Annotated in this window: 24 protein-coding genes; 16 read left to right on the forward strand and 8 right to left on the reverse strand. The window is 70.3% G+C overall.

Going from position 1 to position 24,796, the window contains the following annotated elements; all coding sequences use genetic code 11:
* The first annotated feature begins 14 nt into the window (after positions 1 to 14).
* A complete protein-coding gene (locus EZ242_RS00910) occupies positions 15 to 2,147 on the forward strand; it encodes a hybrid sensor histidine kinase/response regulator (RefSeq protein ID WP_135283234.1) in 2,133 nt (710 codons plus the stop codon).
* Here the strand turns inward: EZ242_RS00910 and EZ242_RS00915 are convergent.
* The 4 genes from EZ242_RS00915 to EZ242_RS00930 form a co-directional block, all read right to left on the reverse strand.
* Positions 2,117 to 2,836, reverse strand: coding sequence for an arylmalonate decarboxylase (locus tag EZ242_RS00915; protein WP_135283235.1), 720 nt, complete (start codon positions 2,834 to 2,836; stop codon positions 2,117 to 2,119). The genes EZ242_RS00910 and EZ242_RS00915 overlap by 31 nt on opposite strands.
* On the reverse strand, positions 2,833 to 3,813 hold the full coding sequence (locus EZ242_RS00920) for a Bug family tripartite tricarboxylate transporter substrate binding protein (protein ID WP_135283236.1): 981 nt from the start codon (positions 3,811 to 3,813) through the stop codon (positions 2,833 to 2,835). Before EZ242_RS00920 ends, EZ242_RS00915 begins: the two co-directional genes overlap by 4 nt.
* A gap of 210 nt (positions 3,814 to 4,023) precedes the next feature.
* Positions 4,024 to 5,181: a mandelate racemase/muconate lactonizing enzyme family protein gene (locus tag EZ242_RS00925; RefSeq protein ID WP_135283237.1), complete on the reverse strand. Its 1,158-nt coding sequence runs from the start codon at positions 5,179 to 5,181 to the stop codon at positions 4,024 to 4,026.
* Between the two features lie 121 nt (positions 5,182 to 5,302).
* Positions 5,303 to 6,202 (reverse strand): LysR family transcriptional regulator, encoded by a 900-nt coding sequence (locus tag EZ242_RS00930; protein ID WP_135283238.1) that lies wholly within the window; start codon positions 6,200 to 6,202, stop codon positions 5,303 to 5,305.
* Positions 6,203 to 6,285: 83 nt separating this feature from the next.
* On the opposite strand from EZ242_RS00930, the gene EZ242_RS00935 reads away from it, so the two are divergent.
* Both EZ242_RS00935 and EZ242_RS00940 read left to right on the forward strand, forming a co-directional pair.
* Entirely contained in the window at positions 6,286 to 6,828 is a 543-nt protein-coding gene (locus EZ242_RS00935; protein ID WP_135283239.1) for a methanogen output domain 1-containing protein, read from the forward strand.
* 13 nt (positions 6,829 to 6,841) lie between these two features.
* The gene (locus EZ242_RS00940) at positions 6,842 to 8,395 is read left to right on the forward strand and encodes a sensor histidine kinase (protein ID WP_135283240.1); all 1,554 of its coding nucleotides are present in this window, start codon (positions 6,842 to 6,844) and stop codon (positions 8,393 to 8,395) included.
* On the opposite strand, the gene EZ242_RS00945 is transcribed toward EZ242_RS00940, so the two are convergent.
* From EZ242_RS00945 to EZ242_RS00955, 3 genes are all read right to left on the reverse strand, one after another.
* Positions 8,396 to 10,099 carry a GspE/PulE family protein gene (locus EZ242_RS00945; protein WP_135283241.1) on the reverse strand — a complete coding sequence of 568 codons (1,704 nt, stop codon included), beginning with the start codon at positions 10,097 to 10,099 and terminating at the stop codon, positions 8,396 to 8,398. It lies immediately after the preceding gene.
* Between the two features lie 111 nt (positions 10,100 to 10,210).
* Positions 10,211 to 11,488 (reverse strand): NAD(P)/FAD-dependent oxidoreductase, encoded by a 1,278-nt coding sequence (locus tag EZ242_RS00950; RefSeq protein ID WP_135283242.1) that lies wholly within the window; start codon positions 11,486 to 11,488, stop codon positions 10,211 to 10,213.
* A gap of 11 nt (positions 11,489 to 11,499) precedes the next feature.
* Positions 11,500 to 11,811, reverse strand: a complete 312-nt coding sequence (locus EZ242_RS00955; RefSeq protein ID WP_135283243.1) for a c-type cytochrome — start codon at positions 11,809 to 11,811, stop codon at positions 11,500 to 11,502.
* A 187-nt stretch (positions 11,812 to 11,998) separates the two neighbouring features.
* Here EZ242_RS00955 and EZ242_RS00960 point away from each other — a divergent pair, with 187 nt between their 5' ends.
* The 13 genes from EZ242_RS00960 (at position 11,999) to EZ242_RS21875 (ending at position 22,955) form a co-directional block, all read left to right on the forward strand.
* On the forward strand, positions 11,999 to 12,427 hold the full coding sequence (locus tag EZ242_RS00960; protein WP_135283244.1) for a DsrE family protein: 429 nt from the start codon (positions 11,999 to 12,001) through the stop codon (positions 12,425 to 12,427).
* An 18-nt stretch (positions 12,428 to 12,445) separates the two neighbouring features.
* Entirely contained in the window at positions 12,446 to 12,781 is a 336-nt protein-coding gene (locus EZ242_RS00965; protein ID WP_135283245.1) for an ArsR/SmtB family transcription factor, read from the forward strand.
* Positions 12,782 to 12,812: 31 nt separating this feature from the next.
* Positions 12,813 to 13,775: an MBL fold metallo-hydrolase gene (locus EZ242_RS00970; RefSeq protein ID WP_338101435.1), complete on the forward strand. Its 963-nt coding sequence runs from the start codon at positions 12,813 to 12,815 to the stop codon at positions 13,773 to 13,775.
* On the forward strand, positions 13,772 to 14,260 hold the full coding sequence (locus tag EZ242_RS00975) for a thioredoxin fold domain-containing protein (RefSeq protein ID WP_240786935.1): 489 nt from the start codon (positions 13,772 to 13,774) through the stop codon (positions 14,258 to 14,260). Before EZ242_RS00970 ends, EZ242_RS00975 begins: the two co-directional genes overlap by 4 nt.
* 150 nt (positions 14,261 to 14,410) lie before the next feature.
* Positions 14,411 to 15,769, forward strand: coding sequence for a sulfite dehydrogenase (gene soxC / locus EZ242_RS00980; protein ID WP_135283246.1), 1,359 nt, complete (start codon positions 14,411 to 14,413; stop codon positions 15,767 to 15,769).
* On the forward strand, positions 15,753 to 16,853 hold the full coding sequence (locus tag EZ242_RS00985) for a c-type cytochrome (protein ID WP_135283247.1): 1,101 nt from the start codon (positions 15,753 to 15,755) through the stop codon (positions 16,851 to 16,853). Before soxC ends, EZ242_RS00985 begins: the two co-directional genes overlap by 17 nt.
* A gap of 81 nt (positions 16,854 to 16,934) precedes the next feature.
* A complete protein-coding gene (gene soxY / locus EZ242_RS00990; RefSeq protein WP_135283248.1) occupies positions 16,935 to 17,390 on the forward strand; it encodes a thiosulfate oxidation carrier protein SoxY in 456 nt (151 codons plus the stop codon).
* A 33-nt stretch (positions 17,391 to 17,423) separates the two neighbouring features.
* A complete protein-coding gene (gene soxZ / locus EZ242_RS00995; RefSeq protein ID WP_205960572.1) occupies positions 17,424 to 17,735 on the forward strand; it encodes a thiosulfate oxidation carrier complex protein SoxZ in 312 nt (103 codons plus the stop codon).
* 59 nt (positions 17,736 to 17,794) lie between these two features.
* Positions 17,795 to 18,601, forward strand: coding sequence for a sulfur oxidation c-type cytochrome SoxA (gene soxA, locus EZ242_RS01000; protein ID WP_135283249.1), 807 nt, complete (start codon positions 17,795 to 17,797; stop codon positions 18,599 to 18,601).
* 14 nt (positions 18,602 to 18,615) lie between these two features.
* The gene (gene soxX / locus EZ242_RS01005) at positions 18,616 to 19,284 is read left to right on the forward strand and encodes a sulfur oxidation c-type cytochrome SoxX (protein WP_135283250.1); all 669 of its coding nucleotides are present in this window, start codon (positions 18,616 to 18,618) and stop codon (positions 19,282 to 19,284) included.
* 93 nt (positions 19,285 to 19,377) lie between these two features.
* Positions 19,378 to 21,123, forward strand: a complete 1,746-nt coding sequence (gene soxB, locus EZ242_RS01010) for a thiosulfohydrolase SoxB (RefSeq protein ID WP_135283251.1) — start codon at positions 19,378 to 19,380, stop codon at positions 21,121 to 21,123.
* 1 nt (position 21,124) lies between these two features.
* Positions 21,125 to 21,616: a GlcG/HbpS family heme-binding protein gene (locus EZ242_RS01015; RefSeq protein WP_135283252.1), complete on the forward strand. Its 492-nt coding sequence runs from the start codon at positions 21,125 to 21,127 to the stop codon at positions 21,614 to 21,616.
* A gap of 223 nt (positions 21,617 to 21,839) precedes the next feature.
* Positions 21,840 to 22,955 (forward strand): hypothetical protein, encoded by a 1,116-nt coding sequence (locus EZ242_RS21875; RefSeq protein WP_167784575.1) that lies wholly within the window; start codon positions 21,840 to 21,842, stop codon positions 22,953 to 22,955.
* 12 nt (positions 22,956 to 22,967) lie between these two features.
* Here the strand turns inward: EZ242_RS21875 and EZ242_RS01025 are convergent, their stop codons facing one another.
* Entirely contained in the window at positions 22,968 to 24,116 is a 1,149-nt protein-coding gene (locus EZ242_RS01025) for a YeeE/YedE family protein (RefSeq protein ID WP_135283253.1), read from the reverse strand.
* Positions 24,117 to 24,796: the final 680 nt, after the last annotated feature.

A 24,796-nucleotide genomic window follows, 5' to 3' on the forward strand; every position in this document is an offset into this window, starting at 1 on the left:
CGACGAGCTGCCGCATGCCCCACACCCTCAAGTCTCCCGCCCGCGGCATGCTGCGTTTCCTGCCGCTGGCCTGCGTGCTGCTGCCCGTGCTGGCGCTCATCCTGGTGGGTGCCTGGCGCTATGTGCAGCTCTGGAACGAAGCCGAGGATCGCCTGGACCGCACGGTGCGGGTGGCGGCCGAGCATGCGCGCGGCGTGCTGGACACCACGCAGGCCCTGCTGGACCGGGTGCGCGATGCGGCTGGTTCGGCCCATGGCGCCGAGGGCCTCGCGGCGCAGCAGTCGGCGCTGCATGCCGCGCTGGCCGCCATGGCCCGGGACAAGCCGCAGCTGCAGGGCATCTTCATCTTCGGGCCGGACGCCAGGCCCAAGGCGGCCAGCCGCTTCTATCCGGCGCCGGACGTCTGGGTCGGCGACCGCGACTACTTCCTGTGGCACCAGCAGGGCGGGCGCGGCGTCTACATCTCGCAGCCGCTGGTGGCCCGCACCACGGGCGAGCCCTTCATGGACGTGAGCGTCGGCCGCAGCGACGCGGGCGGCCGCTTCGACGGCGTGATCTCGATCAGCCTGCTGGCGCCGTATTTCGAAGCCTTCTATGCCGACCTCACCCGGGAGGAGCAGGGCATGGCCCTCATGCTGTTCCGGGCTGATGGCGGCGTGTTCGCACGTACGCCCCGCTCGCTGCACGTCGAGCGCCTGCCGGCGGACAGCCTGGTCATGCCCGAGCTCGCACAGGGCCGCACCGAAGGCCGCGCGCACGGCATCTCGGGCGTGGATGGCCGCGAGCGGCTGGCGCACTTCCGGCAGGTGGGCCACTTCCCGCTCTACGTAAGTGCCGCCATGGAATCGGCCGCGGTGCGTGCACGCTGGCTGCAGGAGATGGCCATCCTCGCCCTGTTCGGCCTGCCCGCCGCCTTCGGCCTCGCCTTCGCCGTGCGCACGGTCATCACGCGTGGCAATGCCTCCGTCGAAGCCGCGCGGCGCCTGGCCGAATCGCTGCGCCTGCAGCAGGAGATGCAGTCCACGCTGCTGCAGGCCCAGAAGCTGGAGGCGCTGGGCCGCATCACGGGCGGCGTGGCGCACGACTTCAACAATGCGCTCATGGTCATGAGCAACTCGCTGGCCCTGCTGCGCATCAAGCACCCGGGCGTCAGCAGCACCTACCTCGCGCCCATGGACCGGGCCCTGAACGCCGCCACGCAGCTGACGCGCCAGCTGCTCGCCTTCTCGCGCCGCCAGGCGCTGGTGCCCGAGCAGGTGCTGCTGCAGCGCCACCTGCCCACCACCGCCGACCTGCTGCGCCCGGTCCTGGGCAGCCGCGTCGATCTGCGCATCGAGGTCGCGCCGGACACCGCGCCCATCCGCGTCGATACCGCGGAGTTCGAGCTGGCCCTCATCAACCTCGCCATCAACGCGCGCGATGCCATGCCTGGCGGCGGGCGCTTCGTCCTGCGGGCCGCCAACGCCGCCGCGCCCGTGCCCGGGCTCGCGGGCGAGCTGGTGATGGTGGAAGCCGAGGACAGCGGCGCGGGCATGCCGCCCGAGATCGTGGACAAGGTCTTCGAGCCCTTCTTCACCACCAAGCCGGCCGGGCAGGGCACCGGGCTGGGCCTGAGCCAGGTGTACGGCATGTGCCAGCGCGCCGGGGGCTGCGCGACGGTGGAGAGCCGACCGGGCGAGGGCACGACCATCCGCATGTTCTTCGCCGTGGACGCCACCCCCCCTGCGGCCGAGCCCGCGCGCGCGAGCGCCGAGCCCGCGTGCGCCGCGCGGCGCCGGGTGCTGGTGGTCGAGGACAACGCCGCCGTCGCCTCGGCCCTGCTGCCCCTGCTGGAGGCGGCCGGCTGCGAGGTGCGGCACGTGGACCGGGGCGATGCGGCCCTGGCGCTGCTCGAATCGGCGACCGAGCTGCCGGACGTGCTGCTGACCGACGTGGTGATGCCCGGAGACATCGACGGCCTGGCCCTGGCGCGTTCGGTGCGCCAGCGCTGGCCGCAGCTTCGCATCGTGGTGATGACGGGCTACTCCGAGCAGGTCGAGCAGATCGCCGCCGACGGCTTTCCCGTGCTGCCCAAGCCCTGCAGCCTGGACGCCCTGAGCCGGGCGCTGAACGAACCTCAGGCGTTCGGCGTGAACAGCCGCCCGTGACCCGGCGAAGACGGGTCCAGGCCCGCAGTGCGCACCACGTCCCAGAAGCCGGCCGGTGAACTGGCGGTGGCCGGCAGGCCCAGTGTGTCCTCCAGCTCGCGCAGTGCGTCCAGCGTCTGCAAGCCGCCGCAGGAAATGAAGATGCCGTCGGCCGAGCGGTCACGGTCCACGACCTCGCGCGACAGCTCGACCAGCGCGCGGGTGGGCACTTCGCCCATGGCCTCCACGCCGGTCAGCGACATGCCCCGGATCGCCGTCACGGTGAAGCCGCAGGCGCTGAGGTAGTCCACCAGCCGGTCGTTCAGCTCGTCGACGTAGGCGGTGGCGACCGCCACGCGCTGAACGCCGAGCGCGCGCAGCGCCGCCACCACGGCATGGCTCATCGTGGTGCAAGGCAGGCCGGTCGCTTCGGCCATGCGGCGGCGCAGCGAATCGGTGAACTCCGGGCCGCGGTAGAAGCTGAGCGAGGTGCCCATGAGCGAGACCACCTGGGCGCCGGCGTCGCGCAGCGCCACCGCATGCGAGACGATCTGGTCCACCACCGGCGCGAAGCCTTCGGGCGACACGGCGCCGATGCCGGCGCCGCGGGCGATGAAGCGGATCCGCCGCCCGTACAGGCGTTCGGCGTCCGCGGGCACCTGCCCGTGCGCGGGCGGCACGATCAGGCCGATGCAGGGCGCAGCGCTCATTCGAGCGTCACCTTCTGCTGCTTGATGACCTCGGCCCACTGCTGCGACTCCTGCTTCATTTCCTTGGTCAGCTCGGCCGGCGGCAGGTAGGCGGGAATCGCGCCCTGCTTGGCCGCGGCCTCCGCCGTCTCGGGGCTGGTAATCACCTTGCGGATGGCGTCGTTCAGGCGCTGGATCACGGGCTGCGGCGTGCCGGCTGGCGCCAGCACGAACAGGCGCGGGGCGACGCTCAGTCCCGGCACGGCCTGCGACAGCGCAGGCACGTTCTCGGCGCCGGGCAGCTTGTCGTCGCTCATCATCGCCACGGCGCGCAGCTTGCCGGCCTTGGCCTGCGACAGGCCGGCCGTGGCGCTGACCACGCCCAGCGGCACCTGCCCGCTGATCACGTCCGGCACGATCTGCGAGGCGCCGCGGTAGGGGATGTGGACGATGTGCGTGCCGGTGCGGCCCTTGAAGGTCTCCATCCCCAGGTGGTGCACCGTGCCGACGCCCGAGGTGGCGTAAGACAGGCGGCCCGGGTTGGCCTTGGCCCGCGCCACCAGTTCCTTGGGATTGGAGACCGGCAGGTCGTTGTTGGCCACGATCATCAGCGGCGACTGGAACACGCCGGCCACCGGCGTGAAACCGGTGAGCGGATCGAAGGGCATTTTCGGATTCAGGTGCTTGTTGATCAGCAGTCCGCTCTCACCCAGCAGCAGCGTGTAGCCGTCCGCTGGCGCCTTCGCCACCGTGTCCGCGGCGATCACGCCGGCCGCGCCGGCCTTGTTCTCCACCACCACCTGCTGGCCGAGCAGCTCGGGCAGGCGGCTGGAGAGCATGCGGGCGATGGCGTCCACGCCGCCGCCGGCCGAATAGCCCACCAGCAGCTTGATGGGGCGCTCGGGGTACTGGCCCTGCGCGTGTGCGAAGGGGAGGGCGGCCAGGGCGAGGCCGGCTGCGACGAGGCTGCGGCGCAGGGGGTGGAAGCGGGGTGTCATGCGATGTCTCCTGTTGTGGTCGAGAGGGAATTTCACCTTCCCCCTTTGGGGGAAGGCAGGGAAGGGGGCCGCGCGAGGAGCAGCGTGGCCGGCGCGCGTGGCCCCCACCCCAGCCCTCCCCCAAAGGGGGAGGGGGCTGTTGCTCCTTCCCCCGCTGGGGGGCAAGGATGGGGCCGCATGAGAAGCAGCATGGCCGGTGCGCGCCGTCTCTCAGGCCTTGCCCACGCCGCGCGATCCCGGCCGCTCCGCCAGCTCCGCGATGCGCTCGCGATTGGGCGTGAAACCCAGGCCGGGCGTCTGGGGCAGGGCCAGCATGCCCTGGCTGGGCTCGGGCAGGCCGTCGAAGACGAGTTTGCAGCATTCAACGGCCACCGAGTGGTACTCCACCAGCGAACCATTCGCGAGCCCCGCATGCAGGTGCATGTTGTGGTGCGGCCAGGCGCCGCCGTTGGCGAACTGGGTGTTGAAGGCCGCGGCCAGGCCGGCGATCTTCTGGCACTGCGTGTAGCCGCCGGTGATGCAGGCGTTGGGCTGCACCACGTCCACCGCCTGCGCGACCAGCAGGTCGCGGAAGCGGCTGGCCAGGCCCTCGTTCTGTCCGGCCGCGAGCGGGATGCGCGTCTTGGCGCGCAGCTTGGTCAGGTTGGGGATGTCGTTCTGCGTCACCGGCTCTTCGAAGAAGCTGATGCCGAAGTCCTCCACGCGCTGGGCCAGGGAGAGCGCGTGCATGTAGTCCAGGCTGCAGTTGGCGTCGATGTAGATCTGCACGTCCGGGCCCACGGCCTCGCGCACCGCCTGGATGCGGCGCACGTCCTCGGCGATCAGCTCGTTCAGGGGGCGCGGCTCGTCGCGTCGCTGCAGGCCGTGGTGGCCCACCGTCATCTTCAGGCGCTTGAAGCCGCGCTCGACCCAGCTCTTCGCCGCGGCCGCGAGCTCCTCGCGGTCGAAGAAGGCGAAGCCGAAGGTGGCATACACCGGCACTTCCTGCCGCGCGCCGCCCAGCAGGCGCCACACCGGCTGGCCCAGGAGCTGGCCCTTGAGGTCCCACAGGGCCAGGTCGATGGCCGCGATGGCGTGGCTCGCGTAGCCCGACTGGCCGCGCGGCGTGAGCAGCCAGTACAGGCGCTCCCAGATCTGCTCGTGGGCCAGCGGGTCCAGGCCCACGAGGGCATGCGAGGCGATGTCGTTGACGATGCTGCCGATGACCTCTTCTTCCGTGATGGCCGTCATGCCGGTGCCCACGCGGCCGTCGTCGAGCTCGATGTCCACCAGGCACAGCGACAGGGAGGTGCTCTTGGTCTTGCCGGAGGCGGTGGAGACGGTGACGGGCAGGTTCAGCGGCGTGGCGCGGACGGCGGCGATGGGCATGGCAAGGAGAAAGGGGAATGGGGAGGGGTTCGCAGCCCGCAGTCTCGGCGCGCACCGCCCGCAGGGCAAGCTCGCCCGGCGAAGGGGGCTTTCGCGGCCGGCGAAAGCCCCCCGCGGCTTCTCAGGCGACTGACCCCTCGCGCAGCGCGTCCACCAGCGTGCGGGCCGCGGCCGGGGCGTCGGGCCCGGTGCGCAGGGCCAGGTAGTGCGTGCGGCGGGTCCAGTCCTCGCGGATCGGCACGGCCCGGATCGGCAGCTCGGCCAGCTGGGGCGCGATGGCCAGGCGCGGCAGCACGGCCACGCCCAGCCCGGCGGCGACCATGCGGCAGGCGGCGTCGAAGCTGCGCATCTGCATGCGGATGCGCGGCGTCTGGCCCAGCGCCGAGGCGGCGTTGAACAGGCGCGTGGACAGCGCGTTGGCGCCGGTCAGCACGATGAAGTTCTCCTCCAGTACCTGGGCCAGCAGCAGCTGCTCGCGCTTCGCGAAGGCGTGCCCGGCGGGCACCACCAGCGCCAGCTCGTCGCGGAAGAAGGGCACGAAATCCAGGCCCTGCGCGGGGCTGGCGGCATCGACCACGCCGACGTCGGCGCGCCCTTCCTGCAGCTCGCCCAGGATCTGCGGGCTGATGCGTTCTTCCACCTCCACCCGGATGCGCGGGTGGGCCTGCATGAACTGCGCGAGCCGCTGCGGCAGCACCTGCAGCAGCGACGACGCGTTGGCCAGCATGCGCACATGGCCGGCCAGGCCCTGGCTCCAGTCGCGCAGGTCGGCGACGAGGCGCTCGGCATCCTCCATCAGGCCGCCGCCGCGGCGCACGAGCATGCGACCGGCGGCGGTGAGTTCAACACCCCGCGGCGAGCGCTCGAAGATGCGGATGCCCAGGGCCGACTCCAGCGCCGAGATGCGCGTGCTCGCGCCGGCCACGGCCAGCTGCAAGCGGTCGCTGCCGGCGCTGATGGAGCCGCACTCGGCCACCGCGAGGATCACGCGCAGGGTCTGCAGGTCCAGGGGTTCACTCATGACGTGATTATTGGCGGGCCCGCCCGCGGTACTTGCAGCGGGCGCACAATGGCGCGTTCATGTCCCCACCCCCTTCCGTCCCTATGAGCACCCCCGACCGCAGCATTCCCATCGCCTCGGCCGACGTGCCGCTCGAGCGAGACCTGTTCCTGCGCATCCTGGTCCGCGAGCTCAGCGGTACGCTGCAGGATGTCGTCGGCCTCGAAGAAGCCTCCGGATTCATCAGCGTGGTCGGCCAGCGCGTGGGCGAGCACATCGACCACAGCTACAAGACGGCGCTGGACGTGTCCACCTTGTCGCGCGAACAGGTTGCGCAGGTCCTGGTGGACCTCAAGCGCCGCATCCAGGGCAGCTTCTACGTCATCGAGGAGGATGCCGACCGCATCGTCTTCGGCAACGGCCACTGTCCCTTCGGCAGCAAGGTGCTGGACAGGCCGGCGCTGTGCATGATGACCTCCAACGTCTTCGGCGTGATCGCGGCCGAGAACCTCGGCTATGCGCGCGTCGAGCTGGACAAGACCATCGCGCGCGGCGACGGGGAGTGCCGCGTGGTGCTCCACCTGAGCGACCGGCGCGCGCCCGACGAGGCCTCCAGCGAGGCCCGCGAATATTTCAAGTCGTCCTGAGCCCGGGGTCGCCGTGGACGATCCCGCGAACCTGGGCGCGCTGGTAGACCTGCTGCCCGAAGCGCTGCTGGTGGTGAACGCACGCGGCGTCGTGCGGCGCGCCAACGGGGCTGCTGCGCGCCTGCTCGGGCGCCCGGCGCAGGCGCTGGCGGGCAGTGCCCTGGCCGAGCGGGTGGACGGCGGCGCCGAGCAGCTCGCGGACCTGCTGGTGCAGTTCGGCCGCAGCCGCAGCTTCGCGCCGGCCAGCCTGGTGCTACGGGACGGCACGGGTGAGGCCGTCCCGGTACGCTGCGAGGGCGCGCTCCTGCGGCCGGCCTCGGCCGACCGCGAGGCCCTGCTCGTCTTGCGGTGCATCCCGCGCGCGGCGGCCGGCGACCGCTTCCGGGTGCTGAACGAGCGCATCGAGCAGCTCTCGCGCGAGATCCGGCGCCGGCGCCTTGCTGAAGCCGACCTGCACCAGAGCCGCGAGTGGTACCGCGTCACGCTGCACAGCATCGGCGACGCGGTGATCGTGACGGACGCCGAAGGCCGCGTGAGCTTCATGAACCCGGTGGCCGAGGCGCTCACCGGCTGGCCGCTGGCCGACTGCACGGGCCGCCACCTCGACGAGATCTTCGTCATCATCAACGACAGCAGCCGCGCCCCGGTGGAGAGCCCGGTGGCCCAGGTGCTGCGGCGGGGCGTGGTGGTCGGCCTGGCCAACCACACGCTGCTGGTGCGCCGCAACGGCGAGGAACTTCCCATCGACGATTCGGGCGCGCCGATCCGCGCGGGCGACGGCACCCTGCTGGGCGTGGTGCTGGTCTTTCGCGACCTGAGCGAACGCTATGGCCTGGAGCGCGAACTGCTGCGCCAGACCCAACGCCTGGAGGAAGCCGACCGGCGCAAGGACGAGTTCCTCTCCATGCTCGCGCACGAGCTGCGCAACCCGCTCGCGCCGCTGCGCAGCGGCGTGCACCTGCTGGCCACGCGATCGGCCGAGGCCACCGTGGTCCAGCGCATCGCGGGCGCCATGACGCGCCAGGTGGATCACGTGGTGCGCCTGGTGGACGACCTGCTGGACGTCGCCCGGCTCACGCGCGGCGCCATCCGCGTGGAGCGCACGCCCATCCTGCTGCGCGAGGTGGTGGAGCAGGCCGCGGACATGGCGCGGCCGACGATGGCGGCGCGTGGCCTGCGCTTTTCCGTCACACCGCCGCCCGAGTCGGCCCGTGTGGACGGCGATCACACCCGGCTGGTGCAGGCCCTGGACAACCTCCTGGCCAACGCCGCGAAGTTCACGCCCCCGGGCGGATCGGTGGACCTGGGCGCCGCGGTCGTCGGAGCCGAGGCGGTGATCACCGTCATCGATACGGGGCAGGGCGTGGCACCCGCCTTGCTGCCGCGCGTATTCGAGCTCTTCGTCCAGGGGGAGCACGCCCTCGACAAGGCCAACAGCGGCCTGGGCATCGGCCTGTCGATCGCCCAGGCCATCGTGCGCCTTCACGAGGGCGAGATCGAGGCGAGCAGCCGCGGGCCGGGGCAGGGAAGCGAGTTCGTGCTGCGGCTGCCGCTGGTGGCGGCCTGATCACCGGCAGCTCACGAGCACCTGCTGCAGGTCGAGGTGGCCCTCCAGCACCTTGCCGATCGCGTCCTGGAAGAAGGTGACCATGCCCTCGGACACGGCCCTTTGCAGGATGTCGTTCGACGACCGGCGCTGCTGGATCGCGGCCTTGATGGCCGGTGTGGCGACCAGCAGCTCGTAAACCCCCATCCTGCCCTTGTAGCCGGTGTTCTCGCAGGCAGGGCAGCCCTGCGCTGCATGCAGGGTCATGCTGCCCTGGGGGTCGCCATAGCGCGAGCGCCACCGACGGATCACGTCCGCCGGCGCCTCTGCGGTGTCGCGGCAGTATTCGGCGGCCAGGGCGGCGAGTTCCTCGTCGCTGGCTGCGTGGGCGCTCTTGCAGCGGCACAGCGTGCGCACGAGCCGCTGTCCCACGATCCCGAGCAGTGCATCCGAGAAGTTGAAGGGGTCCAGGCCCAGCTCCAGAAGGCGCACGACGCTCTCGGCAGCGCTGTTGGTGTGCATGGTCGAGACAACGAGGTGGCCCGTGAGCGATGCCGTCACCACGGTGTGCGCGGTCTCGGGGTCGCGCGTCTCGCCGACCATGATCACGTCCGGATCGGCACGCAGGAAGCTGCGCAGCACCTGCGGGAAGGTCAGCCCCAGTCGGGCGTTGACCTCCACCTGGCACAGGCCGTCCTGCGTGATCTCGACGGGGTCCTCCACGGTCCAGATCTTCCGGTTGGGCGTGTTGATGAACCCGAGCAGCGAGTGCAGCGTGGTGGTCTTGCCCGAGCCCGTGGGCCCGCACACGAACAGCAGCCCATAGGAGCGCTGCGCGATGCGCTTGAGCTCGTCGCGCACGCGGGGCGACAGGCCGAGCTGGTCGATCGTGAGTGCGCGAGGCGGCTCCAGGATGCGCATGACCACGTCTTCGAGTCCGCGCAGCGTGGGCATGATGACCACCCGCAGCTCGAGCTCGAAGGGGCCGAACTCCTCGAAGCGGATCTTGCCGTCCTGCGGACGGCGGTGCTCGGAGATGTCCAGGCCGCACATGATCTTGATGCGCGAGACCAGCGCGGCGCGGAAGTTCGGCGGCACCTCGATGTAAGGCCGCAGCTCGCCGTCGATGCGAAAGCGCACCCGGCTGGACTGGTTGTTCGGCCGCGACTCGATGTGGATGTCCGAGGCCCGCTGCTCGTGCGCGTCCGCGATGATCTTGTTGACCAGCCGCACCAGCGTGTTGTCCGACTCGGTGACCGGCGCCTGGGAGGCTGCGAAGGCTTCGGCGCTTTCCTCGCCCAGGCGCGCGACCAGCTGGGTCACGCGCTCGGCATCCGCCGCCGATCCGTAATAGCTTTGCACCGCCTGTGCGATGGCCTCGGGCTCGGCGAGCACGGGATCGATGCGCATGCCGGTGGAGAACTCCAGCTCGTGCAGCGTCTGCCAGGCCAGGGGGTCGGCCATGGCCATGGCCAGGTGCGTGCGCGTGCGCAGCAGCGGCAGGACCTGGTACCGGCGTGCCTGTTCGGCCGCCAGCGCCTTGATGGCGTTCGGGTCCACCGGAAAATGCGCGAGATCGACCGAAGGCACGCCCAGCCGCAACATGCCTTCGCGCAGCGCCAGGGGCGGCATGTACCCCGCGTGGGGTTCGCCGCCGGGCGGGCGATCGAGCGCGGCCAGGAGTTCGTCGCGGGTGCGAATGGCGGGCAGCGGATCGGTCGTCATGCGGGCGCAGGGAGGGTGCCTCCATTGTTCGCACCCTCCGGCCTGGCCACTGTTGAGCCAAGTCAAATCCTGATCAGGTGGAGGCTGGGACGGGGCGGCGCCCAGCCCGCCTCAAGCCAGCATGTCCGCCCAGATGTTGCGCGCCCAGCTCAGTGCGTAGGTGCCCTCCAGCTCGCTGGCCGCCGGGCTGAGCCCGCCCGAGCCGGGCACCGTCTTGAAGGTGCGGTCGGCCGCGTCCCAGCCGTGGACGCTGGCCACGTGCATCACGCGCTGGTCGTCCACGAAGCTGTAGCAGGTGTTGGTGAGCATGGGCGCGGGGTTGGGTGGCAGGCCGGCGAGCTGGGCCACGATGGCCGCGGCGGCCACCTTGCCGTGGTTGTTGGCCATGTGGCCGCTCTTGGGCATGCCGGGGGCGATCTGGATGGAGTCGCCCAGCACGTGCACGTCACGATGCACGGTGGATTCGAAGGTCAGGTAGTTCACGCCGCACCAGCGGTTGTTGGCCAGGTTGTTCAGCCCCGCCTGCACGGCGAAGCTGCCGGCGCGCATGGGCGGCAGCACGTTCAGCACACCGGCCTTCACGTCGTCGTTGACCGCGAACTTCAGCGTGCCGGTGCGGGCGTCCACGGCCTCCAGGGCGTGCTGCGGCCGGTACTCGACCATGCCAGGGTACAGCTCGGCCCAGGCGCGCTTGAAGAGCGCGCCCTTGGAGGTGACGTCCGGGTTGGCGTCCAGGACCAGCACCTTGCTGCGCGGCTTGCGCTGCTTGAAGTACCAGGCCACCTGGCAGGCGCGCTCGTAGGGCCCGGGTGGGCAGCGGTAGGGCTGCTCGGGAATCGTGATCGCGAAGACGCCGCCGTCGGGCAGGGCTTCGAGCTGGCGGCGCAGCTGCACGGTCTCGGGGCCGGCCTTCCAGGCATGCAGCACGCGGCCCTGCTGGTGCGCGGCGGCCAGGCCTTCGACGCGGTCCAGCAGCAGGTCGATGCCCGGCGACACCACCAGCTTGTCGTAGCCGATGCTGCCGCCGCCGGCCAGGTGCACGCGGCGCGCGGCCGTGTCCAGCCGGGTGGCGCTGTCCCGCACCACGGTGATGCCGTGGCGCCGCGACAGTCCCGTGTACGGCGTGGTGATCTCGGGCATCTGGCGGCTGCCGCCGACGACGAGGTTGGAGAGCGGGCAGGAGACGAAGGCCTCGTTGGGCTCGATCAGGACCACGTCGATCTTGTGGTCCGACAAGAGCCGCACGTACTTGGCGGCGGTGGCGCCCCCGAAGCCGCCGCCGACCACGACCACCCGCGCCTTGTCCGGCATGCGGGGCGTGGCGGCGCAGGCGCCCAGGCCGAGCAGGCCCAGGGCGGCGGAGGAGTGGAGCAGGGTGCGTCGCTTCATTGCAGGCCTCCTCAACGGGATTGGGCGGCGAACCAGGCCGCGATCTGCTGCAGCTGCGTGTCGCTGAAGCCCTTGCTGATCTGGTGCATGACCGTGGCCGGGCGCGTACCGGCCTTGAAGGCCTGCAGCTGGGCCAGCATCTGCTCGCTCGGCATGCCGGCCAGGGGCGGCAAGGGCGAGCCCTGCACCGGCCGGCCGGCGGTGCCGTGGCAGTTGGCACAGGTGGCCGCGACGGCGGCGACGTACAGCGTCTGCGGGTCCTGCGCGGCGGCCAGCAGGGGCGCGGCGGCGAGCAGGCCGGCGGCGAGGGTTCGATACGGCATCGTTGTTCTCCAGCGGAAAGGGGCGAGGAGCCTGGCGCGCAGACTCTGAGGGTTTCTATGAAGCACGTCGGTGCGGCGAAAGAGGGTAAACCCCTGCCGGCCTCAGACATTCGTAGTGAATGAAGTAACGATATTTCTGGTGAAATGGCGGCTGTCCGATTCGCGCCGTCCGCGAGGAGAGCTTCCAATGACCCGCATCACACGTTCCCTGGCCGTGGTGGCCCTGGGGCTGGCCCTGGGCGCGGCCGCCTGGGCCCAGGACAAGGTGGTCTATCACATCGACCACGCCGAAGGGCAGGCGACCAAGGGCCTGCGCAACATCCGCAACCACCTGGACGTGGCGCCCGACACGCAGATCGTCGTGGTCACGCACGCCGACGGCGTGGACTTCCTCATGGAAGGCGCCAAGGACAAGAAGAACCCCAACATCGACTATCCCTCGCTGGTCAGCGCCTTGAAGGCGCGCGGCGTGCGCTTCGAGGTCTGCGAGATCACGCTGCGCAACCGCAACCTCAAGAAGGAGCAGTTCAGCATGGACGCCGAGTTCACCCCTTCGGGGGTGGCCCGCATCGGGCGGCTGCAGGCGCGCGAGGGCTACGCCTACATCAAGCCCTGAAAACCAGGCCCCCTGCCCATGAACAAGCGTGCTGCCGTCCGGGTCGACGATTCGATCGAGTCCGACGAGGTCTTCGAGCTCGCCGCCGAGCTGTTTCGCGTCATGTCCGCGCCCATGCGGCTGAAGATCATCAGCAGCCTGTGCAACGGCGAGAAGAACGTGAGCCAGCTGCTGGCCGAGATCGACACCACGCAGCCCAACATGTCGCAGCACCTGAACACGCTCTACCAGGCCGGCGTGATCGGCCGCCGGCGCGAAGGCGTGCAGATCCACTACCGCATCATCAACGACCGCGTCGTCACGCTCTGCCGCGCCGTGTGCACGCAGATCGCCATCGAGTCCGACCTGAAGTAGAGGAGGGCGGCCGTGCCGCCTTCGTCCCGCCGTGAGCCCATCGTCTTTCTCGCGCCGCCGCTTCACCGCCGCCCTGGCCCTGGCCTGCGCGGCCCCGGCGGTGCTGCGCGCGCAGGAAGCCGCGCCCAAAGTGGTTGCCCGGCAGGTCTCGCCCTCGGCCTGGTTCGTGCAGGGCGCCTCCGCCCTGGGGAACCCCGCCAACCGCAACTTCATCTCCAACGCCGGCTTCATCGCCACGCCCGAAGGGGCGGTGGTGATCGACGCCCTGGGCTCGCCCCAGCTCGCGCGCGAGCTCCTGGCCGAAATCCGGCGCGTCACCGGGCGCGGCGTCTCGCACGTGGTGCTCACGCACTACCACGCCGACCACATCTACGGCCTTCAGGTCTTCAAGGAAGCGGGCGCGCGCATCGTGGCGCATCGCGGCGCGCTGGAGTACCTCCATTCGGCCACGGCCACCCAGCGGCTGGCCGCTTCGCGCGAGGAGCTGGCGCCCTGGATCGACGCCCAGACGCGCCTCGTGCCGGCGGACCTGTGGATCGAAGGCCGCCATGAGCTGGTTCTGGGCGGCACGCGCATCGTGCTGCTGCCCGTGGGCCCGGCCCACACGCCGGAGGACCTGGTGGTGCACCTGCCGGCGGAGAAGGTCCTGTTTGCCGGCGACCTGGTCTTCCGCGGCCGCATCCCCTTCGTCGGGCAGGCCAACAGCGGTCACTGGATCAAGGCGCTGGAGCAGGTCCTGCAGCTCGATGCCCAGGTGGTCGTGCCCGGCCATGGCGAGCTCTCGACCTCGGCCCGGCAGGACATGGAGACCACGCGCGACTACCTGGCCTACCTGCGCGAGCACATGGGCCGGGCGGCGCGCGAGATGCAGCCCTTCGACGAAGCCTATGCACGCACCGACTGGTCGCGCTTCGAGCACCTGCCGCTCTTCCGCGCGGCCAACCGCATGAACGCCTACAACACCTACCTGCTGATGGAGCAGGAGGTCAAATGAAGCGTCGCACGCTCCTCTCGGTGCTGCCGATGGCCCTTGCGCCGCTGGCGATGGCCGGCCCGCCGGCGGCGCGGCCCGCCCGGCCGGCCGAGCTGCCGCTGCTCCCCGCCCCGCGCTCGCTGGCGGTGGACCTGGCCGCCGCGCTGGCGCTGGGCCAGCCGCTGGTGGTCATGGTGAGCCTGCACGGCTGCCCCTGGTGCAAGCTGGTGCGCGAAAGCTACCTCGCGCCGCTGCGGCGGGAGCAGCAGCTGCCGGTCGTGCAGGTGGACATGGGCAGCCAGGAGCGGCTCCAGGACTTCGCGGGGGTGCTGCGCACGCACGGCGAGATGGTGCGCGCGTGGCAGGTGCGCTCGGCGCCCACGCTGCTCTTCTTCGGCCGGGAGGCGCGCGAGGTGGCGCCGCGGCTCGTGGGCGCGTCCACCGACTTCTACGGCGCCTACCTGGAGCAGCGGATCGAGCAGGCCCGGCGCGCGGTCGCGGGCTGAAGGTCCGGCAGGTCGGCTGCCGCCGCGACCTTCGGGTTTGCACCGAGTCCGAAACCCTCGCAGCTCCCACGAGAGCTCGTTATATTCGCGTATGCCGATATTCGAATAAATAGCCGAGCAAGGCCGCCGACGGCGAGGAGAGCGAGACCGATGGACACACCCCAAGACCCCCGAAGCGGCCGGCTGCGCAAGGCGCCGGAGAGCTTCCTCGATGCCGGCGGCATTGCCACCGTGATGCAGCAGGCGCGAAGCGGCCGGCGCGATTTCCTGCGCGGCGCCTTCGCCGCGGCGGCTGCCGGCGCGACGGCGCCCGTGGCCCTGGCCCAGAAAGCCGTGGGCGAGGGCGAGGCCGCCATCCTGGAGCTGCCCGAGCACACGCGCGGCCTGGGCCAGCCCGTGGTCACCGACGGCTACGGCAAGCCCTCGAAGTACGAGGCCAATGTGCAACGCCGCCAGAGCCCCGGGCTCACGCAGACGCGCCAGGCCTCGGTCTCGTTCGCACCGCTGCAGTCGCTCTTCGGCATCGTCACGCCCAGCGGCCTGCACTTCGAGCGGCACCACCAGGGCTGGTGGGACATCGACCCCAGCCAGCACCGCCTGATGGTCAACGGCATGGTCAAGACGCCCAAGGTCTTCACCATGGATGAAATCATGCGGCTGCCTTCGCAGTCGCGCTTCCACTTCATCGAGTGCGGGGCCAACACCGGCATGGAGTGGGGCAACGTCGCCGTCCCCACGGTGCAGTACTCGCACGGCATGCTGTCCTGCAGCGAGTTCACCGGCGTGCCGCTGATCACGCTGCTGGAGATGGCCGGGGCGGACCTGAAGAACGGCAAGTTCCTGCTGGCCGAAGGCGCCGACGGCTCGTCCATGACCCGCACCATTCCCATGAGCCTGGTGCGCTCGGGCGAGGTGCTGGTGGCCTACGGACAGAACGGCGAGATGCTGCGGCCCGAGAACGGCTATCCCCTGCGGCTGGTGGTGCCCGGCGTGCAGGGCGTCAGCTGGGTCAAGTACCTGCGCCGCATCGAGGTGGGCGACCAGCCCTATGGCAGCAAGGACGAGGTGCTGCACTACGTGGACCTGATGCCCGATGGCACCCACCGCCAGTACACCAGCATCCAGGAGTGCAAGAGCGTGGTGACCACGCCCTCCGGCGGCCAGGTGCTGCTGGACAAGGGCTTCTACAGCATCTCGGGCCTGGCCTGGTCGGGCCGCGGGAAGATCCGGCACGTGGACGTGTCCGTGGACGGCGGCCGCAACTGGCGGCGCGCGCGCCTGCAGGGCCCCGTGATGGACAAGTGCCTCACGCGCTTTTCCATCGACTGGGCGTGGGACGGCAAGCCCGCCATCGTGCAAAGCCGTGCGACCGACGAGACCGGCTACGTGCAGCCCACTTACCGCCAGCTGCGCGAGGTGCGCGGCTCGCGCTCCATCTATCACAACAACGCCATCCAGAGCTGGCTGGTGCAGGAAAACGGGGAGGTGCGCAATGTCCAGCTCGCTTAAGGCAGGGTGGGCAGCGCTGCTGCTCGCCGTGGGTGCGACCTGCGCGCAGGCGCAGGCGCCCGCCGATCCGGCGCAGCGCTTCCCCGGCGTCGGCCGCGCGGCCACGCCGGCCGAAGTGAAGGCCTGGGACATCGACGTGCGGCCCGACTTCAAGGGCCTGCCCAAGGGCAGCGGCTCGGTCGCCAAGGGGCAGGACGTGTGGGAGGCCAAGTGCGCCTCCTGCCATGGCGTCTTCGGCGAGTCCAACGAGGTCTTCGCGCCCCTGGTGGGCGGCACCACCGAGGAAGACATCAAGAACGGTCGCGTGGCCAACCTGCGCCGCGCCGACTACCCGGGCCGCACCACGCTCATGAAGCTGGCGCATGTCTCCACGCTCTGGGACTACATCAACCGCGCCATGCCCTGGAACGCGCCCAAGTCGCTCAGCGTGGAGGAGGTCTATGCGGTCACCGGCTACCTGCTGCACCTGGGCGGCATCGTGCCGGCGGACTTCACGCTCGGCGACGCCAACATCGCCGAGGTGCAGCAGCGCCTGCCCAACCGCAAGGGCATGAGCACCGCGCATGCGATGTGGCCCGGCGCCGAACTCGGTGGCGCACGCGCCCCCGACGTGCAGGCCCAGGCCTGCATGAAGGACTGCCCGGTGGAGCCCAAGGTCGCCTCCATGCTGCCGGACTTCGCGCGTGACGCGCACGGCAACCTGGCCGACCAGAACCGGCTGGTGGGACCGCAGCGCGGGGCGCGAACGGTGCAGGCCGCCGCGAAGCCGGCGGCGGCATCCGCGCCAGCCAAGCCGAGCGCCCCGGCGGGCGCCGCCGCCTCCGTTCCCCCGGCGGACGCCGAGCGCGCCCGCGCCCTGGCGCAGTCCAACAACTGCACCGCCTGCCACGCCGCGGACCGCCGCATCGTGGGGCCCAGCTGGGCCGAGATCGCCGGCAAGCACGCCGGCAAGACCGACTACCTCAGCGGCAAGATCCGCGCCGGTGGCTCGGGCGTGTGGGGCAGCATCCCGATGCCGCCGCAGTCCCTGGGCGAGGCCGACGCCACGCTGCTGGCGCGGTGGCTGGCCGGCGGCGCGCCTTGAGGCGTGCCCCGGCAGGGGTAATCCCTGTTGGTTGCCTACAATCGCTTCATTAGCATGAACTTACATTTGAGGAGACCCGTCATGCAATCTCGTCGCCAGACCCTGAAGCAGGGCGCCGCCGCCGTCGGCGTGCTCGCTTCCGGCAGCCTGCTGTCCACGCAGGCCCAGGCCTTCACCAAGGCCGCCTTCGAAGCCAAGACCGTCGCCGACGCCGCCAAGGCCTTCGGCGGCAACTCGCTCACCGAGAGCAAGGACGTCACCATCCAGGGACCCGACATCGCCGAGAACGGCGCCGTGGTGCCGCTCACGGCCGCCACCACGCTGACGGGCGTCAAGCACCTGCTGCTGCTGGTCGAGAAGAACCCCAACGCCCTGGTCGCCAAGTTCGACGTGAACGACAGCGTGGTCCCCAGCTTCGGCACCCGCGCCAAGATGGGCCAGTCCTCCGACGTGTACGCGGTGGCCATCACCAACGATGGCAAGGCGCACTACGCCAAGAAGGAAGTCAAGGTCACCCTGGGTGGCTGCGGCGGTTGAACGAGCATCACGACGAGACCTGAGGAGATCGACATGGCAGACCCGATGCGCATCCGCGCCCAATCGCAGAACGGCAACGCGCTGGTGCGCGTGCTCATGAGCCACGAAATGGAAACCGGTCAGCGCAAGGACTCGAGCGGCAAGACCATTCCCGCCTGGCACATCACCGACGTCACCGTCGCCCACAACGGCAAGACCGTCATGACGGCCGAGTGGGGCCCCGCAGTGTCCAAGAACCCCTTCCTGCAGTTCACCGTCAAGGGTGCGAAGGCCGGCGACAAGATCGCCGTGACCTGGAAGGACAACAAGGGCGAGACCCGCACCGACGAGGCCACCGTCTCGTGATTCGCCGCAGCTCCCGGGCCCACGGGCCGGGGGCGCCATTCCAACGGAGGAGACATTCCATGCGAACCCTGCACACATCGCTGGTCGTGGGCGCCGGCCTGCTGGCCGCCTCGGCTGCCAGCTGGGCCCAGAAGTCCACCATCGAGGCCATCGAGGAATACCGCGCCATGCTGGCCGACGGCAACCCGGCCGAGCTGTACGAGATGAAGGGCGAAGAGCTCTGGAAGCAAAAGCGCGGGCCGAAGAACGCGTCGCTCGAGCAGTGCGACCTGGGCAAGGGCCCGGGCGTCGTCAAGGGCGCCTTCGTCGAGCTGCCGCGCTACTTCGCGGACACCGGCACGGTGCAGGACCTGGAGTCGCGCCTGGTCACCTGCATGGAGCGCCTGCAGGGCTTCGACGGCGACAAGATCGCCAAGACCCGCTTCGGGCAGGGCGAGATGGCGAACGTCACCGCGCTGGCCACCTATGTCGCCGCCGCTTCCAAGGGCCTGCCCTTCAACCTGCCGCAGGCGCACCCCATGGAGCGCAACTTCTACGAGGCAGGCAAGCGCATCTTCTTCATGCGCGGCGGCACGCACGACTTCTCCTGCGCCTCCTGCCACGGCGAGGACGGCAAGCGCATCCGCCTGCAGGACCTGCCCAACCTGACCAAGAACCCCGGCGACGGCGTCGGCTTCGCGGCCTGGCCGGCCTACCGCGTCTCCAACGGCCAGATGTGGAGCATGCAGCTGCGCCTGAACGACTGCTTCCGCCAGCAACGCTTTCCCTACCCCGAGTTCGGCAGCGACGCGCTCACGGCCCTCAGCAGCTACCTGGGCGTGAATGCCAAGGGCGCCAAGTCGGCGGCCCCGGCCATCAAGCGATAAGACGGAGACCCGCCATGAAGCCACTGCACACCCGAACCCTGCTCCTGGCCGCCGCCACCGTCGCGCTCGCCGGCTGCGCCGGCAGCGCCGCGCAGCAACAGGCTGCCGTCGACCATGACAAGATGGCCAACGACATGGTCAAGGCCGCCTTTCGTGACCAGGGCATCGCCAAGGTCGAGCGCGTCACGCAGATCGACGAGACGCTCAAGGCCTGCAACGCCGCCGACGTGGCCGGCAAGCCGCTGGACGCCGCGACGGCCAAGCGCATCGAGGAAGCCAACCTCAAGACCGTCAAGTGGCCCTCGGACGGCAAGTTCCTGGGCGACTGGAAGGAAGGCGAGAAGATCGCCCAGAGCGGCCGCGGCATGACCTGGACCGACGCGGCCAACAGCGTCAACGGCGGCAACTGCTACAACTGCCACCAGATCGCCAAGGAGGAAATCTCCTTCGGCACCATCGGCCCGAGCCTCTACAACTACGGCAAGATCCGCGGCGTCACCGACCCGAGCAGCGCGGCGGCCAAGCCCATCGTGGAATACACCTGGGGCAAGATCTGGAACGCCAAGGCCTACAACGCCTGCTCCAACATGCCGCGCGCCGGCCACATGGGCACGCTGAACGAACAGCAGGTGCGCCACATCATGGCGCTGCTGCTGGACCCGGCCTCGCCCGTCAACAAGTAAGGCCACCACGGGGCTCATCGAACGAGGGGCGCCGCGCTCGCGCACGCGGGTCGGCGCCCTTTTTTCATTCATCGCCGGCACATCCCTCACGCCATGAACCTTTCCAAACGCGACTTCCTGCAGACCCTGGGCGCCGCCTCCGTCGCGGGGCTCGCGCTGGGCCGCTGGGCCGAGGCCGACGCCGCCACGGCCGCCCAGGGCCTCTACGACATTCCGCGCTTCGGCAACGTGTCCTTCCTGCACATGACGGACTGCCATGCGCAGCTGCGTCCCATCCACTTTCGCGAGCCGAGCGTGAACCTGGGCGTGGCGGACATGAAGGGCCGCCTGCCGCACCTGGTGGGCGAGCACCTGCTCAAGGTCGCAAAAGTGCGCCCCGGCACGGCCGAGGCGCACGCGCTCACCTACCTGGACTTCGAGCAGGCGGCGCGCCGCTACGGCAAGGTGGGTGGCTTCGCGCACATGGCCACCCTGGTCAAGCGCATGAAGGCCAGCCGCCCGGGCGCGCTGCTGCTGGACGGCGGCGACACCTGGCAGGGCTCGGCCACGGCGCTGTGGACCAAGGGCCAGGACATGGTCGAGGCGTGCAAGCTCCTGGGCGTGGACGTGATGACCGGCCACTGGGAGTTCACGCTCGGCATGGAGCGGGTCAAGGAGATCATCGAGAAGGACTTCAAGGGCCAGGTTTCCTTCGTCGCGCAGAACGTCAAGACCAACGACTTCGGCGACCCGGTCTTCGACCCCTACGTCATCCGAGAGATCAACGGCGTGCCCTGCGCCATCGTCGGCCAGGCCTTTCCCTACACGCCCATCGCCAACCCGCGCTACTTCGTGGCCGACTGGAGCTTCGGCATCCAGGATGACAACATGCAGAAGGTGGTGGACGAGGCCCGCGCCAAGGGCGCCAAGGTCGTCGTGGTCCTGAGCCACAACGGCATGGACGTGGACCTCAAGATGGCCTCGCGGGTGACCGGCATCGACGCCATCCTGGGCGGCCACACGCATGACGGCATGCCGGTGGCCAGCATCGTGGCCAATGCCGGCGGCAAGACCCTGGTGACCAATGCCGGCTCCAACGGCAAGTTCCTGGGCGTGCTGGACTTCGACGTGAAGGACGGCAAGGTGGCGGACTTCCGCTACAAGCTGCTGCCGGTCTTCGCCAACATGCTCCCGGCCGATGCGGCCATGGACGCGCTCATCACGCGGATCCGCGCGCCCTATGAAGGCAAGCTGGCCGAGCGCCTGGCCACCACCGAAGGCACGCTGTACCGGCGCGGCAACTTCAACGGCACGGGCGACCAGCTCCTGCTGGACGCGCTCATGGACGTGCAGGGCGCGCAGATCGCCTTCTCGCCCGGTTTCCGCTGGGGAACCACGCTGCTGGCCGGCCAGCCCATCACCCGCGAGTGGCTGATGGACATGACCGCCACCACCTACTCCTATGCCACGGTGAGCGAGCTCTCGGGCGAGATGATCAAGACCATCCTGGAGGACGTGGCGGACAACCTCTTCAACCCGGACCCCTACTACCAGCAGGGCGGGGACATGGTGCGCGTGGGCGGGCTGCAGTACACCTGCGACCCCACCGCCGACATGGGCCGGCGCATCACGGACATGCGCCTGGGCGGCAAGCCGATCGAGGCCTCGCGCACCTACAAGGTGGCGGGCTGGGCACCGGTGGCCGAGGAAGCCCGCAGCGCCGGCAACCGCCCCGTGTGGGAGGTGGTGGAGGAGTGGCTCAAGGCCCGCGGCGGCAAGGTCGCGGCGCGCCAGCCCAACGTGCCCAGGCTGGTGGGGCCGGTGCTGCCCAATCCCGGCTACGCGCCGGTGAAGGTCTGAGATGACCCGCATCCTGATCGCCTTGACCGCCGCCCTGTTCGCGGGCGGCGCGGCGGCCCAGCCGGCCACCTACACGCTCAAGTCCATCACGCCCGAAGCCGCGCTCAAGGCGGCCCAGGCGGCCCTGCAAAGCTGCAGCAAGAGCGGCTACCAGATCGCGGTGGCGGTGAATGACCGCGGCGGCCATCCGCTGGTCGTTCTGCGCGACCGCCTGGCCGGCGCGCACACGCCCGAGACGGCCGTGAACAAGGCCTGGACGGCGCTGAGCTTCCGCATGGACACGCTGGCCTTCGCCAAGGTCACGCAGGCCGGCGAGGAGCCCTCGGGCATCCGCCACCTGCCGCGCGTGGTGGCCATCGGCGGCGGCCGCATGATCGAAGGCGGCGGCGCCATCGTGGGTGCCATCGGCGTCTCCGGCGCCCCGGGCGGCGAGGCGGACGACACCTGCGCAAAGGCCGGGATCGCGGCCATCCAGGACGAGCTGGACTTCTGACTGGCTTCACCCCTTCCCCCTCTGGGGGAAGGCCGGGATGGGGGCCACGCCAGAAGCAGCATCGTCGGCGCGCGGGCCCCCACCCCAACCCTCCCCCAGCGGGGGAGGGGGCAGTCCACTCTCGCCAGCGAACGAATGCCTCCACACGTTTGAGCTGCAAGCGCCTGTAAGCCAGCCGCCCCTTCGCGCCGGGCTTCACGTACGGTGCGGTGCTGAGGCTCACATGAAGATACCTGCAGCACGGCGTCCCCTCTGGTCCATCGGCTCGATCGCGCTCACCGCCTGGGTGGCGGGTTGCGGCGGAGGCGGTGGGGGAGGTCCGGTCGGCGATGCCGTGAGCCTCGATGCGAACAGTGCGGCCGAGGGCTTCTGGTCCGGCACCCGGGGCGCGCAGGCTTTTGCCGACGTGATCATCCTGGAGGACGGCAGCACCTGGGGCGTGTACACGGACGAGGTCCGCATCACCGGCGGCATCCAGGGCGCCAGCCGGGGCGACGCGGGCCGCTTCAGCGCCGAAGCCACGGAGTACGACATCCTGGTCGGCACGGTGAACGCCGTCACCTACGCCGGCACCCTCACGCCGCGCTCGCGCATCGCGGCCACGAGCGGCACCGGCAGCGTCCTGTCGCTGGACTACGACCCCAACTACGAACGAGCGCCCTCGCCGCAGGCGCTCGCCGGGCGCTATGCGCTGGACGAAGCCACGGTGCTGGCCATCAGCAGCAGCGGCGACTTCAACTGGATCGCCACGCCCAGCTGCGTGCTCACCGGACGCATCGAGCCGCGGCCTTCGGGGCGCAACGTGTTCAACATGAGCCTGCGCTACCGGGGATCGGACTGCCCGCACCCGGACGGAACGCAGGTCAGTGGCGTGGCCTACCTCGACACCGCTTCCTCGCCGGACCGCCTGGTCTCGCTGGCCTTGCGCGAGGACCGCCGGGTCGGCTTCATCACGCGGGCTGCGCGCTACCAGGACCCGTCTGTTCCGGCGCCAGCGCCAGCACCGGCACCTGCTCCGGCGCCAGCACCTGCTCCGGCGCCAGCGCCAGCGCCTGCGCCAGCGCCAGCGCCAGCGCCAGCGCCAGCTCCGGCACCCGCGCCAGCTCCGGCACCCGCACCAGCTCCGGCACCCGCGCCAGCTCCGACGCCTGCGCCTGCTCCGGCCCCTGCACCCGCTCCGGGCCCCGAACCCATTCGCATCTCCCCGGGCCAGTACCCGCCGCCGGGCACGTGCCGCATCTGGGTCCTGGGCGTGCCGCCGGGTCGCCAGTCACCGCCCGGCGACTGCGATGTGCTGGAGGACCAGGTGCCGCCCGATGCGGTGCTGATCCGCGGCTGAAGAAGCGGTCGTTCAGGCCAGCTGCGTGCTGGCGGTCGCGTGCTTGTCCGCCCGCTGCGAGTGCCGGTCCTGCACCCACAGCGCCGCACGGGCGCCCGCGACGATGCCGATCACCGCGAGCACGGCGCCGGACGACAGCAGTGCCAGACCGGTGACGCCGTTGCCGACCGAGCAGCCCAGCGCCGTCACGCCACCAAACCCCATCAGCACGCCGCCGAGCAGGTGCTCGCCGAACTCGCGCGGCGAGGCGAACATCTCCCAGCGGAAGTCGCCGCGCAGCCGGGCGCTGGCGAAGCTGCCGCCCAAGACGCCCAGCACCACGGCCACGCCGAAGCTCAGCACCGTGCTCTGGTCCGTCCACATCGTCACCAGGTCCAGCAGGTGGCCCATGGGCGCGGCAAAGGACAGGCCTTCGGGCCGACGCGACTGCGTCCCCAGCCAGGCGCTCTCCAGCGTCTCGGGGTGTTCGGCGATGAAGCCGATGTGGCCGGTGAGGACCAGCGCCGCACCCAGCAGCAGGCCCACCAGCGCGCCGCCGATCACGGTGCCCGCGTCCAGGGAACGGCGCACGCGCCAGGCGAAGGCGGCAACCACCGCGACGATCAGCAGCGTGAGCAGCCAGCGCAGCGACCCCGCCGACAGGCCCAGCGCGGACGAGAGCACATGCCCCAGGTCCTGCGGCCCCGACAGCTGCACGGACCAGCGGTCGAACACCGACACGCGCAGGCTGGCGAGCAGGCCGCGCAGCGTCATCAGCGCCGCGATGGCGACCACCAGCAGGGTGAGCACCGATTTCATGTTGCCCTGGCCCGCCTTGACCAGGCTGCGCTGCGGGCAGCCGCCGCACAGGATCATTCCGTAGCCGAACAGCAGTCCGCCGAAGAGGGCCGAGGCCCAGAGCAGCCGGTCGGACCAGGCCAACGTGCGGCTGGCGTCGAAGCTGCCGGAGGCGATGAGGAGTTGCACGCATACCGCGCCCACCGCCACCGCCACGAACCAGGCCACCAGCCGTGCCGGCCCGCGGAAGATCACCCAGTCGGCGATCGCGCCGCGCACGCAAAAGCGCGTGGACTGGCTCACCGCCCCGAACACCACGCCGATGAGAAGGCCGCCCCAGAGGACGTACTGGGTCAGGGTGGCAAGGGACGCATCGGGGCTCATGGGGCAAGGAAGAGGACAGGGGAAGCCGGCGAGTTTAGCGGGGGAGGGGTGGGGGCCTTGGCGGTGGGGTCTGACGGAAACGGGCGTTATCGAAGCCGCCGACGTCTGGGCTGACCCTGTCCTAATTGATGGACGTCAATACTAACAGTCACATTGGCTGGCAACAGGTAGCACAAAGGTAATGATTCGAGGCCTCTGTGACACCACGCGTCGCGTGGGCAGCGGCACTTAGAGGAATCATGAACTGCAGAACTTCTCTTTTTGCGATGCTGGTCAGTGCGGCCAGCTTGACGGCATCACCTGATGCAACTGCGGCTAACTATTGGGCGCGCGTGGTCAGTCGCGCGAACTGCCTGGTACCCTTGCCGCGGATCAGCCCGCTGGGCTGGGATACACCTTCAACGAGTCGATCAGTTGGGATCCTTCATTCAAGGCCATCCATCGCTCACAGGTTCAATCGAATCACTATCGGCAAACCAGGTGGGCCGGTATCTGGAGCGACCAGCTGCTCGCCACCTATGTGGCGGGGAACTTCAATAGTCCTTCGTGGCGAACCTGGGCGGGTAAGGTGGACAACGGTGATAAGCGTGAGCAGCCTAACGGAACTCGCCCGTTCCGCTGGGTCCGCGGCCATCACTGGGAACTGCTGGATGGGGCTCGCTACGCGGACTACCAAAGCA

The organism is Ramlibacter rhizophilus, assembly GCF_004681965.1.
Lineage (GTDB): Bacteria > Pseudomonadota > Gammaproteobacteria > Burkholderiales > Burkholderiaceae_C > Ramlibacter > Ramlibacter rhizophilus.